Source organism: Microbacterium sp. Se5.02b, from assembly GCF_019464375.1.
In the GTDB taxonomy this organism is placed as follows: Bacteria; Actinomycetota; Actinomycetes; order Actinomycetales; family Microbacteriaceae; genus Microbacterium.
Genome location: NZ_CP080491.1, coordinates 2,752,896 through 2,768,710, shown reverse-complemented (window position 1 = coordinate 2,768,710; position 15,815 = coordinate 2,752,896). Strand labels below are relative to the sequence as shown.

At 68.9% G+C, this 15,815-nt stretch carries 14 protein-coding genes, 1 tRNA gene and 1 pseudogene; 10 read left to right on the top strand and 6 right to left on the bottom strand.

The window, feature by feature from the left end; all coding sequences use genetic code 11:
- Nucleotides 1-32: 32 nt before the first annotated feature.
- The 4 genes from K1X59_RS13690 to K1X59_RS13675 all read left to right on the top strand — a co-directional run bounded on the left by K1X59_RS13690 (nucleotide 33) and on the right by K1X59_RS13675 (nucleotide 4,593).
- Complete coding sequence (locus tag K1X59_RS13690) at nucleotides 33-1,769, top strand: Na+/H+ antiporter (RefSeq protein ID WP_183150489.1); 1,737 nt, start codon at nucleotides 33-35, stop codon at nucleotides 1,767-1,769.
- Between the two features lie 110 nt (nucleotides 1,770-1,879).
- Nucleotides 1,880-2,791, top strand: coding sequence for a MetQ/NlpA family ABC transporter substrate-binding protein (locus K1X59_RS13685; protein ID WP_183150488.1), 912 nt, complete (start codon nucleotides 1,880-1,882; stop codon nucleotides 2,789-2,791).
- A 99-nt stretch (nucleotides 2,792-2,890) separates the two neighbouring features.
- Nucleotides 2,891-3,934 (top strand): methionine ABC transporter ATP-binding protein, encoded by a 1,044-nt coding sequence (locus K1X59_RS13680; protein ID WP_183150487.1) that lies wholly within the window; start codon nucleotides 2,891-2,893, stop codon nucleotides 3,932-3,934.
- Entirely contained in the window at nucleotides 3,934-4,593 is a 660-nt protein-coding gene (locus tag K1X59_RS13675; protein WP_183150486.1) for a methionine ABC transporter permease, read from the top strand. Before K1X59_RS13680 ends, K1X59_RS13675 begins: the two co-directional genes overlap by 1 nt.
- On the opposite strand, the gene K1X59_RS13670 is transcribed toward K1X59_RS13675, so the two are convergent.
- From K1X59_RS13670 to K1X59_RS13660, 3 genes and pseudogenes are all read right to left on the bottom strand, one after another.
- Nucleotides 4,580-5,515, bottom strand: coding sequence for a pseudouridine synthase (locus tag K1X59_RS13670; protein ID WP_202045255.1), 936 nt, complete (start codon nucleotides 5,513-5,515; stop codon nucleotides 4,580-4,582). The genes K1X59_RS13675 and K1X59_RS13670 overlap by 14 nt on opposite strands.
- A gap of 142 nt (nucleotides 5,516-5,657) precedes the next feature.
- Nucleotides 5,658-6,151, bottom strand: a pseudogene (locus K1X59_RS13665) (MarR family winged helix-turn-helix transcriptional regulator).
- A 7-nt stretch (nucleotides 6,152-6,158) separates the two neighbouring features.
- The gene (locus K1X59_RS13660; RefSeq protein ID WP_183150483.1) at nucleotides 6,159-6,656 is read right to left on the bottom strand and encodes a GNAT family N-acetyltransferase; all 498 of its coding nucleotides are present in this window, start codon (nucleotides 6,654-6,656) and stop codon (nucleotides 6,159-6,161) included.
- Nucleotides 6,657-6,768: 112 nt separating this feature from the next.
- Between K1X59_RS13660 and K1X59_RS13655 the strand changes: the two genes are divergently transcribed.
- From K1X59_RS13655 to K1X59_RS13630, 6 genes are all read left to right on the top strand, one after another.
- Nucleotides 6,769-6,840: transfer RNA gene (locus K1X59_RS13655), tRNA-Gln, on the top strand.
- Nucleotide 6,841: 1 nt separating this feature from the next.
- Nucleotides 6,842-8,272: a bifunctional UDP-N-acetylglucosamine diphosphorylase/glucosamine-1-phosphate N-acetyltransferase GlmU gene (glmU, locus tag K1X59_RS13650; protein ID WP_220173492.1), complete on the top strand. Its 1,431-nt coding sequence runs from the start codon at nucleotides 6,842-6,844 to the stop codon at nucleotides 8,270-8,272.
- Between the two features lie 63 nt (nucleotides 8,273-8,335).
- Nucleotides 8,336-9,313, top strand: coding sequence for a ribose-phosphate diphosphokinase (locus K1X59_RS13645; protein WP_183152842.1), 978 nt, complete (start codon nucleotides 8,336-8,338; stop codon nucleotides 9,311-9,313).
- Between the two features lie 93 nt (nucleotides 9,314-9,406).
- Nucleotides 9,407-9,880 (top strand): FMN-binding protein, encoded by a 474-nt coding sequence (locus tag K1X59_RS13640; protein ID WP_183150482.1) that lies wholly within the window; start codon nucleotides 9,407-9,409, stop codon nucleotides 9,878-9,880.
- A 13-nt stretch (nucleotides 9,881-9,893) separates the two neighbouring features.
- Complete coding sequence (locus tag K1X59_RS13635; RefSeq protein ID WP_220173491.1) at nucleotides 9,894-10,772, top strand: FAD:protein FMN transferase; 879 nt, start codon at nucleotides 9,894-9,896, stop codon at nucleotides 10,770-10,772.
- A gap of 15 nt (nucleotides 10,773-10,787) precedes the next feature.
- A complete protein-coding gene (locus tag K1X59_RS13630; RefSeq protein ID WP_220173490.1) occupies nucleotides 10,788-12,362 on the top strand; it encodes a flavodoxin reductase in 1,575 nt (524 codons plus the stop codon).
- An 83-nt stretch (nucleotides 12,363-12,445) separates the two neighbouring features.
- Here the strand turns inward: K1X59_RS13630 and K1X59_RS13625 are convergent, their stop codons facing one another.
- From K1X59_RS13625 to K1X59_RS13615, 3 genes are read right to left on the bottom strand one after another with little or no spacing between them, the layout of a single operon-like run.
- Entirely contained in the window at nucleotides 12,446-13,936 is a 1,491-nt protein-coding gene (locus K1X59_RS13625) for a cell wall metabolism sensor histidine kinase WalK (protein WP_183150481.1), read from the bottom strand.
- 26 nt (nucleotides 13,937-13,962) lie between these two features.
- Nucleotides 13,963-14,691, bottom strand: a complete 729-nt coding sequence (locus K1X59_RS13620) for a response regulator transcription factor (protein WP_183150480.1) — start codon at nucleotides 14,689-14,691, stop codon at nucleotides 13,963-13,965.
- A 4-nt stretch (nucleotides 14,692-14,695) separates the two neighbouring features.
- Nucleotides 14,696-15,709 (bottom strand): acetylxylan esterase, encoded by a 1,014-nt coding sequence (locus tag K1X59_RS13615; RefSeq protein WP_220173489.1) that lies wholly within the window; start codon nucleotides 15,707-15,709, stop codon nucleotides 14,696-14,698.
- Between the last annotated feature and the right edge of the window lie 106 nt (nucleotides 15,710-15,815).

Genomic DNA, 15,815 nt, shown 5'->3' with positions numbered 1-15,815 from the left:
TATCCTTCTCTCACCGCTGTTGGGAGGTAGGAATGGAAGGCCTCGAAGTAACAGTCCTGCTCGGACTCACGATTCTCGTCGGAACCCTGATCGCCCCGCGCGTGCGTCTCGCGCTGCCCCTCGTCCTGGTCATCTTCGGTCTGCTGCTCGGCTTCGTCCCGCAGCTGCGCGAGGTGCAGCTGCCGCCGGAGACGGTGCTGCTGCTGTTCCTCCCCGTGATGCTCTTCTGGGAGAGCCTGACCACGTCGCTGCGATCGATCCGCCGCGACTTCCGCTACATCCTCCCGATGAGCACGGTGCTCGTGGTCGCCTCGGCGTTCGCGGTCGCCGGCATCGGCGTGCTCTTCGGGATGCCGTGGGAGATCGCCCTCATCCTCGGCGCAGCCGTCGCGCCACCGGATGCCACCGCCGTCGCGGCGCTCGGACGACTGCTGCCGCGGCGTATGTTCATGAAGCTCAAGGCCGAGAGCCTCACCAACGACGGCACGGCCCTGGTGCTGTATGCCATCGCGGTGTCGCTCGCGCTCGGCGGTCAGATCACCCCGCTGTCGGTCACGCTCGATGTGCTGATCTCGTACGTCGGCGGTATCGCGGCGGGTGTGGTGATCGCGGGACTCGGCTACCTGCTGCTGCGCCGCACGTCCTCGACCATCGTGATCAACGTCGCTCTGCTGCTGATCCCGTTCACCGCCTTCCTCGCCGCCGAGATGGTGCACGCCTCAGGTGTTCTGGCCGTCGTGGTCGCCGGGCTCATCGTCGCGTACGTGTCGCCGCGGGTCACGACGGCCTCGTCCCGACGACAGGCCGATGCGGCGTGGCCGTTCGGGGTCTTCCTGCTCAACGGCGCGCTGTTCGTGCTGATCGGCCTCGAAGTGCAGTACGTCGCGCACGAGATCTCGGCCGCGGCGATCGGACGACTCGTGCTCATCACGCTCGCCGTGTGGGTGACGCTGCTGGTCGTGCGATACGTGTTCCAGCTGCTGAACGTGATCTTCCAGCGGCAGTCCGGTCCACGGCCGGCACCCGGATCCCGCGCCCGCGCGAGGGCGGTCTCCACGATCGCGGGGATGCGCGGTGCGGTGTCGCTGGCGATCGCGCTGTCCGTGCCGGTCAGCATCACGGAGGGTGGCGCCATCAACGGACGCGATGAGATCGTGTTCGTCACCGCCGGCGTCATCCTGCTGAGCCTCCTGGTGCAGGGCCCCCTGCTGCCGGCCGCCGTGCGGTGGGCGAGGTTCCCCGTCGACCACGTGGAGGACGAGGAGTACGAACTCGCCGAGCGCGCGATCTCCGGAGCGGCCCTCGCCGCCCTCGACGACCTCGCCGCCGAGCACGGGATCGGGCAGGAGGTCCGCGACCGCGTGCGTTCCGAGGGGTATCAGATGCTGGAGTTCGCGAACGCGCGCACACTCGCGCGGGAGCAGGCTCTGGTCGACGCGGAGGCCGAGGCCTTGGACGACATGCTCGGCGAGCCCGACCCGTACGGCATCGGCGGCGGAGGAGCCCCGCAGACCACGGACGAGGACGCCACCGACGGCACGGTGCTGCAGATCATCGCGACATCGACCGACGTCGATCTGGCCCAGCGCTCGCCGCTGATCCGTCACGAGGAGCACACGCGCCTCAAGCTCGCCCTCATCGACCGCAAGCGCGAAGTGCTGCTGGGACTGCGCGGCGCCGGGACGGTCGACGACATCGTCGTCCGGCGCATCTCCGCCCGACTCGACCTCGAGCAGGTACGCCTGCAGGGGATCGAGGAGTACGACTGAACCTCGTCGTGGCGCCCCGTCCTGGCTGTGACGCCGTGTGACACACGATTCCGCGTGCGCGGCACGGCCTGTCTAACGTATTCGAGTCCCCCAAGAGAGGAACTCCTTCCATGTCACGCCGTACCACCTCCATCATCGCCGCGCTCGCCGTGGTCCCGCTCTTCGTCGCGCTCGCAGGCTGCGCCACGGGAACCTCCGACACCGGCTCAGGGAGCGAGGGGTCGTCCGAGAACGAGGTCGTCAAGGTCGGCGTCGTCGGCAAGGGCGACGAGCAGTGGCCGGCCTTCGTCGAGGCCGCCGCCGACGAGGGCATCACGGTCGAACTGGTCGACTTCGGCTCGTACGAGCAGCCGAACCCGGCTCTCACCGAGGGCGAGATCGACCTCAACCAGTTCCAGCACATCGTGTACCTGGCCGAGTACAACAACGCCTCCGGTTCCGACCTCACCCCGATCGGATCGACCGCGATCTACCCGCTCGGGCTGTACTCGAAGAAGTACGACGACGTCGACAGCATCCCGAAGGGCGAGACCGTCGCCGTCCCGGATGACGCCTCCAACCAGGCTCGCGCACTGAACGTGCTGCAGCAGGCAGGGCTCGTCGAGCTCAAGAGCGGCGGCACCCCGTACTCCGACCTCGCCGACGTCGACACCGACAAGTCCAAGGTCCAGGTCAAGGCGCTCGAGGCCGCGCTCATCCCGACGTCGCTGCCCGACGTCGCCGCAGCGATCATCAACAACGACTTCGTGCAGGACGCAGGACTCACGTTCGAAGACGCGATCGCGCAGGACGACCCCGAGGACCCCAGCGCGCTGCCGTACGTGAACATCTTCGCCGCCCGCGCGGAAGACGCCGACAACGAGACGTACCTCAAGCTCGTCGAGATCTTCCAGACGAACGAGGCCGTCCAGAAGGGCCTGCTCGAGTCGTCGGGCGGCACCGCCGTCGCACTGCAGACGCCGGTCGAGGATCTGGTCGCATCGCTCGAGAAGGTCCAGGCGGACGCCGAAGCCAGCAAGTAGCGGGCGAGGGGAACTCCACCCCCCGCCCGATGAGGGAGAATCGGGTGGCGCGACACGCGTCACCCGATTCTTCGTTCCCGAAGCAGACCGGAGCAGCACATGCCGATCGTCACCCTGACGAACGTCTCCAAGACCTATCCCTCCCGCACCCGTGGCGAGTCCGAGATCGTCGCCGTGGATGACGTCACCCTCTCGATCGAGAAGGGCGACGTCTTCGGCATCATCGGGTACTCCGGTGCGGGCAAGTCCACGCTCGTGCGGCTGATCAACGCGCTCGAACCCGCGACGAGCGGCACGATCACCGTCGACGGGGTCGACATCACCGCCCTCAAGGAGCGCGATCTGCGCCGGGTCCGCGGGGGCATCGGCATGATCTTCCAGCAGTTCAACCTGTTCTCGTCGCGGACGGTCAAGGCGAACATCGCGTACCCGCTCACCCTCGCCGGGTGGTCGAAGCCCGATATCGAGGCGCGCGTGACGGAGCTGTTGTCGTTCGTCGGGCTCTCCGACAAGGCGAAGGCCTACCCGGAGCAGCTCTCCGGTGGCCAGAAGCAGCGCGTCGGCATCGCCCGCGCGCTCGCCACCAAGCCCGCGATCCTCCTCGCCGATGAGGCCACGAGCGCACTCGACCCGCAGACGACGCACGAGGTACTCGACCTGCTGGGGCGCGTCAACCGGGAGCAGGGCGTCACGATCGTGGTGATCACGCACGAGATGGACGTCATCCAGACCATCGCCACCAGAGTGGCCGTGATGGAGAACGGTCGAGTGATCGAGAACGGCGAGGTGTTCGACGTGTTCTCCGCGCCGCAGAATCCCGCGTCCCAGCGGTTCGTCGGCACGGTCGTGAAGGGTGTGCCGTCGCCTTCGGAGCTCGCGGTGCTGCGGGAGCGGCATCGCGGTCGCCTCGTGACGTTCTCGTTCCGCGACGGCGACTCCTCGCAGGCGCAGGTGTTCCTCGACCTCGCCGCCGCCGGCCTCGACTTCGAACTCGTGTTCGGTGGCATCAACGACATCCGCGGCCGGGCCTTCGGGCACCTGACGTTGGCGATCCGCGGCGACGCCGCCGCGATCGACCGCGCACTCGCGGGTATCGGCGAGCGGGTCGAAGTCACCGAGATCGCCGGAGAGGAGGCGCGCTGATGGACCGCCTGAACGAACTGTGGCCCGAGCTGTGGGCGGCCGCCCTCGAAACGCTGTACATGACGACGTTCGCCCTCCTGCTCGGCGGCGTGCTCGGGCTGGCGATCGGCGTCATCCTCTATGTCACGCGACCCGGTGGTCTCGTCGAGAACAAGACTGTCGCGCTCATCGCCAACCTGGGGGTGAACTTCTTCCGTCCGATCCCGTTCGTGCTGTTCGTGGCCGTCGCCCAGCCGTTCGCGCGGGCCGTGGTCGGCGTGGGCATCGGCACGACGGCCGGCGCCTTCATCATCGCCCTGGCTGCCGCGTTCGCGATCGGCCGTATCGTCGAGCAGCACCTGGTCTCGGTGTCTCCTGGGGTGATCGAGGCGGCGCGCGCGATGGGCGCCGGCCCCTGGCGCATCCTGTTCACGGTCGCGATCCCGGAGTCGCTCGGACCGTTGATCCTCGGCTACACGTTCATCGTGGTCGCGCTGATCGACATGACGGCGATGGCGGGTCTGATCGGCGGCGGCGGTCTCGGTGCGTTCGCGCAGATCTATGGCTTCCGTCAGTTCGAACCGGTCGTCATGTGGACGGCGATCGTGCTGATCGTGGTCTTCGTGCACCTCGTGCAGATCCTCGGGACGCGGCTCGCCCGCAAGGTCATGCGTCGCTGAGGGGCGCTCCGGCGCCCGGTGCCTCCTGCAGGGTGCGCCGCGTGGTGAACACCCGGTCCGCGCCGGTGAGCGGGTCGACGAAGCGCAGCTCTCTCGCGAGCAGCTGGAGCGGGCGGTCGAAGTCGTCCGGCAGATCGTCGAGCAGGTCAGGGTAGAAGCGGTCGTTCAGGATGCCGATGCCGAGGGCGGCGAGGTGCACGCGCAGTTGATGCATCTTGCCGCTGTGCGGTCGCAGCAGGGTGTGCACCACGTTGTCGTCGGAGCCGATCAGGTCGATGAGCGTCTCGGCGTTCGGCTCCCTGGCGTCGTCGACCTGTACGCGCACCTGACTGCGCGGCTTCTCGATGTGGTTCCGGTAAACGACCGGGAACGAGGGGAGCGGGCCGGCGGGGAGGGCCGACACCGCCTCGTACACCTTCTGCACCTGGCGGTTCTCGAACAGGAGCTGGTATGCGCCCCGGGTCGCCGGGCGCGACGAGAACATGAGCAGCCCGGCCGTCGCCCTGTCGAGGCGGTGGATCGGCGCGAGGTCGGGGTTGTCGAGGAGATTTCGCAGGCGGATCAGCGCCGAGTTCTGCAGGAACTTGCCCCCTGGCGTCGTCGGCAGGAAGTGCGGCTTGTCGACCACCACGAGATGGTCGTCCTGGTGCAGGATCTCGAGCTCGAACGGGATGCGGGTCTCGACCGCGGGCTCGCGGTAGTACCAGACGAACTCCACGCTGCCCAGCGGGGCGTCGCGGGGAACGGCCGATCCGTCGGCGGTCACGATCTCGCCGCGGTCGAAGCGCTCGAGCAGTCGCTCCGGGTCGAGATGGAAGAAGCGCTCGACCATGTACGCGGCCACCGTCGGCCACACGCCTCGCAACGGCACGTGCAGTCGTGTCGCTCCGACGCCGTCGCGCACGGGGAGGGGAGAGGGCATGCCCATCGGTCGGCCTCCGGGGGAACGGCGTCGCTGGTCGCGAACGGGATCCTTCCACCCTAAGCGACCGGCGTGCCGGCCCCGGTCCTATGCCCCGGTTCCCGAGTCGGCTCGCTGAGACCGGAGCGCTGACGGGCTGAGATCAGGAGTCGAAGCTCAGGCTCAGCTTGCGCAGCAGCCCGGCCAGGCGGTCTCTGTCGGAGCGCGAGAGGGCCTGCAGCAGATCGGCTTCGACATCGACGAGGCGCGTGATCGCCGCATCCACACGGATGCGCCCGTCGTCGGTGAGGATCACCAGCACGCTGCGACCGTCGCCGGGGTCGGCCTCGCGGCGCACGAAGCGTCGACCGACGAGCCGGTCGATCCGGTTCGTCATCGTGCCACTCGACACGAGCGTCTGCTGCAGCAGCTGCTTGGGGAGAGCTGGAACGGAGCGCCCGCACGTCGCAGCGCCGACAGCACGTCCCACTCCCAATGCTCCAGGTCGCTGCGGCGGAACACATCGCGACGGGCGCGATCGAGGTGCCGGGAGAGCCGGTCCATCCGCGACAGCACCTCGAGGGGAGAGAAGTCGAGGTCAGGACGCTGCGTGTTCCACGCGCCGACGATCCGGTCGACCTCATCCACCTCGCTCATCCGCCCATTATCGCGTGCGCGGGTGCGGTGCGCGGGATGCCGCCGCCAGCTCGAGCGTCATGAACGTGCTGTACGGGTCGGGGAGGTAGCTGCCGAACGGGCCGCACTCCCGGAATCCGGCCGCCGTGTACATCGCGCGGGCCGGCACGAAGAACTCGGCACTGCCGGTCTCGAGGGAGACCCGCGCGATGCCACGAGCCTCCGCGTCGGCGAGGAGGAAGGCCAGCATCGACCGCCCGAGTCCTCGGCCGCGCAGCGCCGGGTCGGTGCGCATCGACTTGATCTCCTCGTGGCCTTCGGCGACGGTCGCGAGGGCTCCGGTGGCGACGGGGCGGCCGTCGACGAAGCCGGCGAACAGTCGCACGCCCGGCCTGAGCAGACGCTCGAACACCAGTGCGTGACGACTCTCGGCGGGCGCCGTGTGCTCCAGTTCGGCATGATGGGCGACCAGGAACTCTGTCAGGGCGGGGGACGCGCTCTCCACCTTCTCGATCACGATGCTCATGGAGGCCAGCATCCCAGATCCGTGTTTCCGGCCGGTGACGGATCGGGTGTCAGCAGAACACGGGCCGGGACATGGCAGACTTGACCCCGCGGTGCTCTCACGGGCGGCGCGGTCCGCCGTGGTGTAATGGCAGCACGACAGCCTTTGGAGCTGTGAGGTCTAGGTTCGAGTCCTGGCGGCGGAGCATGACTGGGAACAATCTCGCCATCGTCGTCCTCGCCGCAGGTCAGGGAACGCGCATGAAGTCGCGCTTGCCCAAGGTGCTGCACCCGATCGGCGGACGCCCGCTGGTCGGGCATGTGCTCACCACGGCCGCGCGCCTGCAGGCGGCGCACATCGAGGTGGTCGTGCGTCATGAGCGCGACCAGGTCGTCGCCGCGCTCTCGAAGGACTACCCGGATGCGGTGTTCATCGACCAGGACGACGTACCGGGCACCGGTCGTGCCGTGCAGGTCGCGATCGACGCCCTCCCCGACGACTTCGACGGCGATGTGCTCGTGCTCTCCGGAGACTGCCCGCTGGCCGACGTCGAGACCCTGTCCGGATTCCTGGCCGAGCATCGCGCATCCGGTGCGCCGGCCACGCTGATGACGGCCCTGGTGGACGACCCGACCGGCTATGGACGCGTCGTGCGTGACGCCGACGGCGGGGTCGACCGCATCGTGGAGCAGAAGGACGCGAGTGCCGAAGAGGCCGCCGTCCGCGAGATCAACGCCGGGATGTACGTGTTCCGCGCCGCGACCCTTCGCACGTATCTGCCTCGTGTCGGCGTCGACAACGCGCAGGGGGAGATGTACCTCACCGACGTCCCCGGGCTGCTGCGCCGCGACGGCGACCGCGTCGCCGCCTCCGTCGTCTCCGACGTCTCGGTCACCTTCGGCGTCAACGACCGAGCGCAGCTGGCCGAGGTGGGGCGCCTGCTCAACCAGCGCATCGTGCGTCGGTGGCAGCTCGAGGGCGTCACGATCGTCGACCCGGCGACCACCTGGATCGACGACGATGCGAAGCTGTCGCCCGACGTCACGATCCTCCCGAACACGCAGATCCTGCGCGCCACGGTCATCGCCCCCGGCGCCGTCGTCGGCCCCGACACGACGCTCGTCGACTGCGAGGTCGGCGAAGACGCGATCGTCCGCCGCACGGATGCGACCCTCGCGGTGATCGGCGCGGAGGCCACGGTCGGTCCGTTCTCGTTCCTGCGGCCGGGCACCGTCCTCGGCGCGAAGGGCAAGATCGGCGCCTATGTCGAGACCAAGAACGCCGAGATCGGTGAAGGCAGCAAGGTGCCGCATCTCTCGTATGTGGGCGACGCGACGATCGGCCGGGGCGTGAACCTCGGCGCGAGCACCATCACCGCCAACTACGACGACGTGAACAAGCACCGCACCGAGATCGGCGACGAGGTGCACACCGGCTCGCACACGGTGCTCGTGGCGCCCGTTAGGCTTGGGGCAGGCGCGAAGACCGGCGCCGGCGCGGTCGTCCGCAAGGATGTCCCGGCCGGAGCCCTGGCCATGACCGTCGCACCCCAGCGCAATGTCGAGGGCTGGGTCGAGAAGAACAGAGCAGGAACGGGTGCGGCGGACGCCGCTGCTCGGGAGAATTCGGCGGAATAGGCGGAGCATGGCCCGGAAGAAGAAGACGGTCGATCTGGATCGCGACAACGGGGTCGCCCCGGCATCATCGCGAAGACCAAGAAGCGGCTCGTCGTCGCGGGCGGACGCTCGCACCCCGCGCTGACCGCGGCCGTCGCCGAGGCGCTCGGCACCGAGATCGCTCCGGTCGAGCACCGCACCTTCGCCTCCGGCGAGATCTACGCCCGCTTCGAGGTGTCGATCCGCGGCGTCGATCTCTTCCTCATCCAGACCTTCGGCGAGCCGGTCAACGAGTGGCTCATGGAGACGCTCATCATGATCGATGCCGCCAAGCGCGCATCGGCCAAGCGGATCACCGTGGTCGCGCCCTACTATCCGTATTCGCGTCAGGACAAGAAGGGCCGCGGGCGTGAGCCGATCAGCGCTCGTCTGGTCGCCGACCTGCTCAAGACCGCCGGCGCCGATCGCGTCATGAGCGTCGACCTGCACGCTGCGCAGATCCAGGGGTTCTTCGACGGCCCCGTCGACCACCTCTTCGCGAAGCCGGTCCTGCTGGACTACTTCGAGCGGACCCTCTCGCCGGCGGATCGCGAGATCCTCACCGTCGTCTCGCCCGACATGGGTCGCGTGCGCGTCGCCGACACCTGGTCGGACAGCCTCGGCGCGCCGCTCGCCATCATCCACAAGCGTCGTGACCCGAAGGTCGCCAACCAGGTCTCGGTGCACGAGATCGTGGGTGCTGTCGACGGCCGCACCTGTCTTCTCGTCGACGACATGATCGACACGGGCGGCACGATCGTCAAGGCGGCCCAGGCGCTCAAGGCGAACGGTGCCCACCGGGTGATCGTCGCGGCGACCCACGCGATCTTCAGCGACCCGGCGTCCGATCGACTTCAGGACTCGTCGATCGATGAGGTCGTCATCACCGACACGATTCCACTGACCGAATCGCGCCGGTGGGACAAGCTCACCATTCTCCCCATTGCCCCGTTGCTCGCTCGTGCGATCCACGAGGTGTTCGAAGACGGTTCGGTCACGAGCATGTTCGGTGGCGACGCGTAACTCATCGTCTCGGCACAGCCCGCGCATAGCCGCGGTGCATACGGTCGAATGCATCGGCGAACGCGTCGACAGACACCGCACCGGGAGGCCAGCATGATCCGCACGACTGTACCGACCTCTGTCCGCAAGGGTTCCGCTCTTCTCGGGATCGCCGGCATGCTCGTGCTCGCCGGCTGCTCCGGCGCGGCCGATACCGGAGACTCGTCGAATGGGACGGACGAGGCGGCGGGCACCGGTTCCGCCTCCGCCCCCAGCGGCGCGACCGGAGGAGACTACGCCGACGGCACCTACACGGCCGACGGTTCGTACCAGACCCCGGAGACGGTCGAGCAGATCTCCGTCACGCTGACCCTCGCCGACGGTGTGGTCACCGACGTCGAGGTCACGGGTGACCCGCAGGCCCCCGAGACCGAGCAGTACCAGGGCCAGTTCATCGACGGCATCGCCGCCGAGGTCGAGGGCGTGGCGCTCGACGATCTGAACGTCAGTCGTGTCGCAGGATCGTCTCTCACGAGCGGTGGGTTCAACGACGCGGTCGAGTCGATCAAGGAGCAGGCGGCCGCATAGGCGCCTGACGCCCATGGCGAGCTGGCGCTTCGAGGCGATCGGAACGCACTGGGACATCGAGTCGACCGTCGCGTTGACGGAGGCGGATCGCACGGCCGTGAGCGCCGAGGTGGAGCGGTTCGACCGGGAGTGGTCCCGGTTCCGTCCCGACTCCGAGGTCACACGTCTCGGCACGGAAGGAGGCGCCTTCGCGTCGACCGATGCCGGACCGATGCTCGACGCCTACCGTGCGCTCTCCGCAGCGACCGACGGCGCGGTCAATCCCCTCGTGGCCGTGAGCCTCGCAGCGATCGGCTACGACGCCGAGTACTCGCTCGTGCCGGGGGAGCCCGTGCGCGCCCCCTCGGACTGGGAGCAGCGGGTGGCGTGGACGCGTTCCGAGGTCGCGGTCACGGCACCGGCGCTCCTCGACGTCGGGGCGCTCGGAAAGGGGCGCCTCGTCGACCTGGTCCTGAGCACTCTGTCGCACGTGCCGGGAGATCTCGTGGTCGACGCGGGCGGCGACATCAGGGTGCGCGGCGCGGGAGTGCGCATCGGGCTCGAGCATCCCTACGATCCGCAGAAGGCGATCGGGGTGGTCGGGGTGCGTGACGGCGCGCTGTGCGCATCGGCCGTGAACCGTCGTGCGTGGGGGAGCGGGCTGCACCATGTGCTCGATGCGCGCACAGGGGTCCCGGTGCAGACCTGGGCCGCGACCTGGGCGCTGGCGCCCGACGCGATGACCGCCGATGCCGTCGCGACGGCGCTCTTCTTCCCCGGAGGCCCCGAGATCGCTGCGGACTGGGGCGTGCACTGGGTGCGCATGAGCACCGACGGCCGGGTGCAGCGCTCGCCAGGCGGCCCCGCCGAGCTGTTCCTCTCCGGAAAGACGGGCCCCTCGGCCCCGAACTAGGAAAGACTGGACGACGTGATCACCTCTTTCGCCGCCGCGCGCCAGCGGGTCCTCGCGGTACTGGGCTCGCTGTCGATGTACCGACTCGTGCTGTTCGCGCTCATCGCTCTGGCCGTGATCGCCTTGGTGCTGTCGCTGCTCGGCGTCATCGTCTCGCCCACCCCGCTCGAACTCGTCGCCTCGTTCGGGGTGCTCGCGGTCGTCATCTCGGCTGTGGACGCCGGCGCACAGCGGATCCTGCGTCTTCCATGGCGTATCGAATCGTCGCTCGTCACCGCGCTCATCCTGCTGTTCGTCCTTCGTCCGGGGCTCGAACTCGGCGCCCTCCTCGGTCTCGCGCTCGCGGGGGCCGTGGCGAGCGTGTCGAAGTACCTGATCGCCTGGCGAGGCCGCCACATCTTCAACCCCGCGGCGTTCGGTGCCGCCGTCGTATCGATCCTCGGGGCCTTCGGCGCCTTCGAGTGGCTCGGCACCTCCTCGTCGTGGTGGGTCGGTACCCCTGTGCTCACGATCCCCGTGGCCGTCCTCGGGCTGGCGGTGCTGTGGCGCACCGAGAAGGTGCGCGTCGTGCTGGTGTTCCTCGTGGTCGCTGTCGCGACCTCCGTGGTGCGGCAGGCGGTCCAGGCCGCCCAGTTCGACATCGGGTTCGACATGCTGACGGCCCTGCAGTTCGCCGTGTTGCAGTCGCCGTTCCTGTTCCTCGGCGCCTTCATGCTCTCCGAGCCGCTCACTCTCCCGCCGCGTCGCCGCCAGCAGCTCGTGGTGGCCGTCGTGGTGGGGGTGCTCGCCGGATGGCCGATCGCCGTCGCCGGCCTGTTCACCCTCGGCCAGGAACGGGCGCTCCTGATCGGCAACCTCGTCGCGTTCGCCTTCGCCCTGCGCGGGTCGGTGCGTCTCGTGCTCGAGCGCAGGGAGTTCGTGACCCCGACGGCACAGGAGCTGACCTTCCGGGCGAAGGGGCATGTGCGCTTCCTGCCCGGTCAGTACCTCGAGCTCGATGTTCCGCATCACCGGCCCGATGCGCGCGGCACCCGCCGGGAGTTCAGCATCGTGTCGGCTCCGGCCGATCTGCCGACCCTGCGCATCGCGTACAAGAACGGCGACCAGAAGCACCCGTCCAGCTACAAGCGCGCTCTCGCGGCCGCGGAGCCGGGCGCGACCTTCGCCGTCACCGGAACGTGGGGCGACTTCATCCTGCCGCGGGGCGATCACCCGGTGCTGATGGTCGCAGCGGGCATCGGCGTGACGCCTTTCGTGTCGCAGCTGCGGCAGCTGCAGGCGACGGGGCAGCAGCGCGACGTGGTGCTCGTGTACGTCGCGTCCGACGCCTCCGAACTGGCGTTCCGCGACGAGCTCGCCGCGACCGGTGTGCGCACGGTGGTGTTCACCCGTGACGAACCGGCGGACCTTCCCGCGCACTGGACCTGGGGGCAGGGCGCCCGCCTCGACGCGGAGACGCTCGAGCGTGCCGTGGCAGACATCACCACGCGTCATGCGTTCATCTCCGGGCCTCCGCGACTGATCGCCGACCTCGCGCCCGCACTGCAGAAGGCCCGCACCCTCACGACCGACGCCTTCGCCGGCTACTGACCCCGCCCCGCCCGGCCCCACCCCGGCCTCGGGCACACGTCGGGAGTTCGGATGCCCGTCGGGAAGGCCGCGGCGTCGCGGCGTCAGGCGTCGGGATCCACGCGCTCCGCCGGGGTGACCGGCACGCGCACGGTGAAGGTCGTGTCGCCGGGCTCGCTCGTCACGGAGATGAACCCGTGGTGGCCCTCGACGATGGCCTTCGCGATCGCGAGTCCCAGTCCGGTGCCACCGGTCTGGCGGGCCCGAGAGGAGTCGCCTCGCGCGAAGCGGGCGAACAGCTCGTCGCGGATGCCGGGGTCGATGCCGGGGCCGTCGTCGTGAACGCGCAGCACCGCCTCACCGGCCTCCCGCGCGACGCTCAGAGTGATCGACGTGCCGGCCGGGGTGTGCGTCCGGGCATTCGCGAGCAGATTCGTCACGACCTGGTGCATCCGGCCCGCGTCGCCCACGATCGTGACGGGTTCGTCGGGCACCTCGATGTTCCAGTGATGGTCGGGGGCGGTCGGACGGGCGTCCGAGACGCTCTCGAGGGCCAACTGCGTGAGGTCGACCGTGCCGTAGACGAGCTCCTGCCCCTCGTCGAGCCGGGCGAGCAGCAGAAGATCCTCGACGAGGCGGGTCATCCGCAGCGACTGCGCCTGGATGCGCTCCAGCGACGACGTGGTGCCTTCGATGACCTCGGTCTGCTCCTCGGTGCTCTGCTGCCGGAGTGCGCGCAGCGACAGCTCGGAGTAACCGCGGATCGACGCGAGCGGTGTCCTGAGCTCGTGGCTCGCGTCGGCGACGAAGCGGCGCATCCGCTCCTCGTTCTTCTGCCGCGAGGCCAGCGAAGTGTTCACGTGATCGAGCAGCTTGTTCAATGCCGCACCCACGAGGCCGGTCTCGGTGCGGGGGTCGGCTTCAGAAGCCGGTACCCGCTCGGTGATACTGACCTCTCCGCGGTCGAGCTGCTGATTCGCGACTCTGGTGGCCGTCACCGCCACTGCTCTGAGCGGACGCAGGCTCACCCTGATGGTGATCGCCGTGGTCAGAGCCAGCAGGATCAGGCCGCCGATCGTGGCGAGGGCGATCACGGTGAGCAGCTGCGCGAGCTGGTTCTGGATCTCGTCGCGGGGGAGCCCCGTCACGACGGTCACTCCGTTGGCCGCCGGAACCGCCATCATCCGGTAGGAGCCGAGGTCGGACAGGGAGACCGTGGCGACGGATGCGTCGTTGAGCGCGACCGCGATCTCGGCGATCTGCGTGCCGTCGAGGCTCTTGAGCGAACCGTTCAGCTCGTCCTCCGACGTGTTCGTCACGACGGCCCCGCTGAAGCCGGTGACCGGACTCGAGACGACGAAGACCAGACCCACCGGAGGTGAATACGGGCCGGTGAGGATGTTCTGAGCGGTGGCCGACGACGGCGCGAAGCCCTCGGTCAGGCGGGCGAGCTGGTGCGCGTAGGTGTTCAGCTTCTGGTCGAGCTGATCCTCCATCGTCTTCCCGAGCGTCGCACTGGTGATGATGGCGACGATGATGAGGATCAGCGAGACGAACCCGATCACGGCGGTCATCAGCCGTGTCTGCAGGCTCATCGGCCGTCTCATCATCGTCGCTGAACTCACTGCGGGGCCTTGATCATGTAGCCGACGCCGCGCACGGTGTGCAGCAGCGGGGCGCGCCCTGCGTCGATCTTCTTGCGGAGGTACGAGATGTACAGCTCGACGACCGAGGACTTGCCGCCGAAGTCGTAGCTCCACACGCGGTCGAGGATCTGCGCCTTCGACAGCACCCGGCGCTCGTTGCGCATGAGATAGCGCAACAGCTCGAACTCGGTGGCGGTGAGCTCGATCTCGGTGCCGTCTCGCATCACCTCGTGACTGTCTTCGTTGAGGGTCAGGTCGGCGACGCGGAGGATCGACTGCCCGTCGTCCGCGGTGGCGTGGCCGGTGCGGCGGATGATCGCTCGCAGGCGGGCGATGACCTCCTCCAGGCTGAAGGGCTTGGTGACGTAGTCGTCGCCGCCCGCCGTGAGCCCGGCGACGCGGTCTCCCACGGCGTCCTTCGCGGTGAGGAACAGCACCGGGACCAGGTTGCCCGATTCGCGGAGACGCTTGAGCACCGACATCCCGTCGAGGTCGGGCATCATGATGTCGAGCACGAGCGCGTCGGGTTCGAAATCGCGAGCGACCTGCAGCGCCTCCATCCCCGAGGAGGCGGTGCGCACCTCCCACCCCTCCATGCGCAGGGCCATCGCGAGAAGGTCGGTGAGCATCTGCTCGTCGTCGACGGCGAGGATGCGCAGGGGGGAGCCGTCGGGACGGCGCAGGTCGGGCAGGTCGCTGGTCATGCGCCTATTCTGCGGAATCTCCTATGTGATTTCTATGGAGATCGCTATGCGTTGTCTGAGAGCCGTTCATCGGGGAGCGCGAGGAAGTCGGTGCCGGCCTGAAGCGCGAGGCGATCGGACAATTCGCCGATCGGTCCTGCGAGGTGTCCGCAGGCGCGCACGCCGAGTCGGCGGGGGCCGGGCAGTGCGTGGTAGACGGCGAACTGCCCCCGGGGTCGACGGCGGGGTCGAGCAGGGCGGCGCTCACGTGCACCGGGATGCGCAGGCGACGCGCCGCGGTCGCTGCGTCGAAGTAGTCGAGGACGGGGCGCGCCTCGGGGTGATCGCGCAGGTGCTCGCGAACGGCCTCCCCGCTCCCGGTGCAGCGCCGCGACAGCCGCACATCGTGATTCCCGAAGCTCGGCACGTCCAACGCGGCTCTGCGGAAGCGATCATCCCAGGGCAGCGCCATCGCTCCGATCCCGCCACCGAAGCTCCCGCCGCTGAAGTCCAGCGCTCCGGTCACCGCGGGCGCCATGTCGAGGAGGACGGTGGCGGCACGCCAGACATCGGCGGCGCTGAAACGATGCGAGTAGGTGTCGCGGTGCGCGATGCCCGCCAGCACGTGTTCGTCCGGCAGTGCGGGGAAGCGGCTGTCGGCGACCGCGTGCGTGCCGGGTGCGACGGGGAAGATCGCCGCGGTGTCCGCGGGCACGCGGTCGGGGTCGGGGGCGGTGCGTCCGCCGTATCCGTGCCCGACCACGAGCCCTCGACGCGTCTCGGCGATCCGGTGTGGAACCATGGCGTACGCGGCGGCCTGCTCCTCGGCGGAGGAATGGAATCGGATCTCGGCGACACGGTGCGTCGGCGTCGGCGGGAGGTCCTGCGTGAACTCCCATGCGACCGGACCGACGCCGAATTCGAGGAACGTCTCGCGCCAGAAGTCGTCGAAGTCGTCGGGCTCCGCTGGCGGCTCGAGCGGCGCCATGAGCGTGCTCAGCGAGTACTCCGTCATCTCCTCGGGAGAATCCTCCGTCACCGCATGCGTCCTCTCGTGGTGCTCAGCGCGTTCGACGTTACCCGTGCGGGCAGCACGAGGTGCACCGCCTGAGGCATCATCCATTGACATGATCGCATACCAATTG

Coding starts and splice junctions, on each gene's coding strand:
- K1X59_RS13685 (WP_183150488.1), top strand. CDS start 1,880: ATGTCACGCCGTACCACCTCCATCATCGCCGCGCTCGCCGTGGTCCCG.
- K1X59_RS13625 (WP_183150481.1), bottom strand. CDS start 13,936: ATGAGCCTGCAGACACGGCTGATGACCGCCGTGATCGGGTTCGTCTCG.
- K1X59_RS13660 (WP_183150483.1), bottom strand. CDS start 6,656: ATGAGCATCGTGATCGAGAAGGTGGAGAGCGCGTCCCCCGCCCTGACA.
- K1X59_RS13675 (WP_183150486.1), top strand. CDS start 3,934: ATGGACCGCCTGAACGAACTGTGGCCCGAGCTGTGGGCGGCCGCCCTC.
- K1X59_RS13670 (WP_202045255.1), bottom strand. CDS start 5,515: ATGCCCTCTCCCCTCCCCGTGCGCGACGGCGTCGGAGCGACACGACTG.
- glmU (WP_220173492.1), top strand. CDS start 6,842: ATGACTGGGAACAATCTCGCCATCGTCGTCCTCGCCGCAGGTCAGGGA.
- K1X59_RS13640 (WP_183150482.1), top strand. CDS start 9,407: ATGATCCGCACGACTGTACCGACCTCTGTCCGCAAGGGTTCCGCTCTT.
- K1X59_RS13690 (WP_183150489.1), top strand. CDS start 33: ATGGAAGGCCTCGAAGTAACAGTCCTGCTCGGACTCACGATTCTCGTC.
- K1X59_RS13635 (WP_220173491.1), top strand. CDS start 9,894: ATGGCGAGCTGGCGCTTCGAGGCGATCGGAACGCACTGGGACATCGAG.
- K1X59_RS13680 (WP_183150487.1), top strand. CDS start 2,891: ATGCCGATCGTCACCCTGACGAACGTCTCCAAGACCTATCCCTCCCGC.
- K1X59_RS13620 (WP_183150480.1), bottom strand. CDS start 14,691: ATGACCAGCGACCTGCCCGACCTGCGCCGTCCCGACGGCTCCCCCCTG.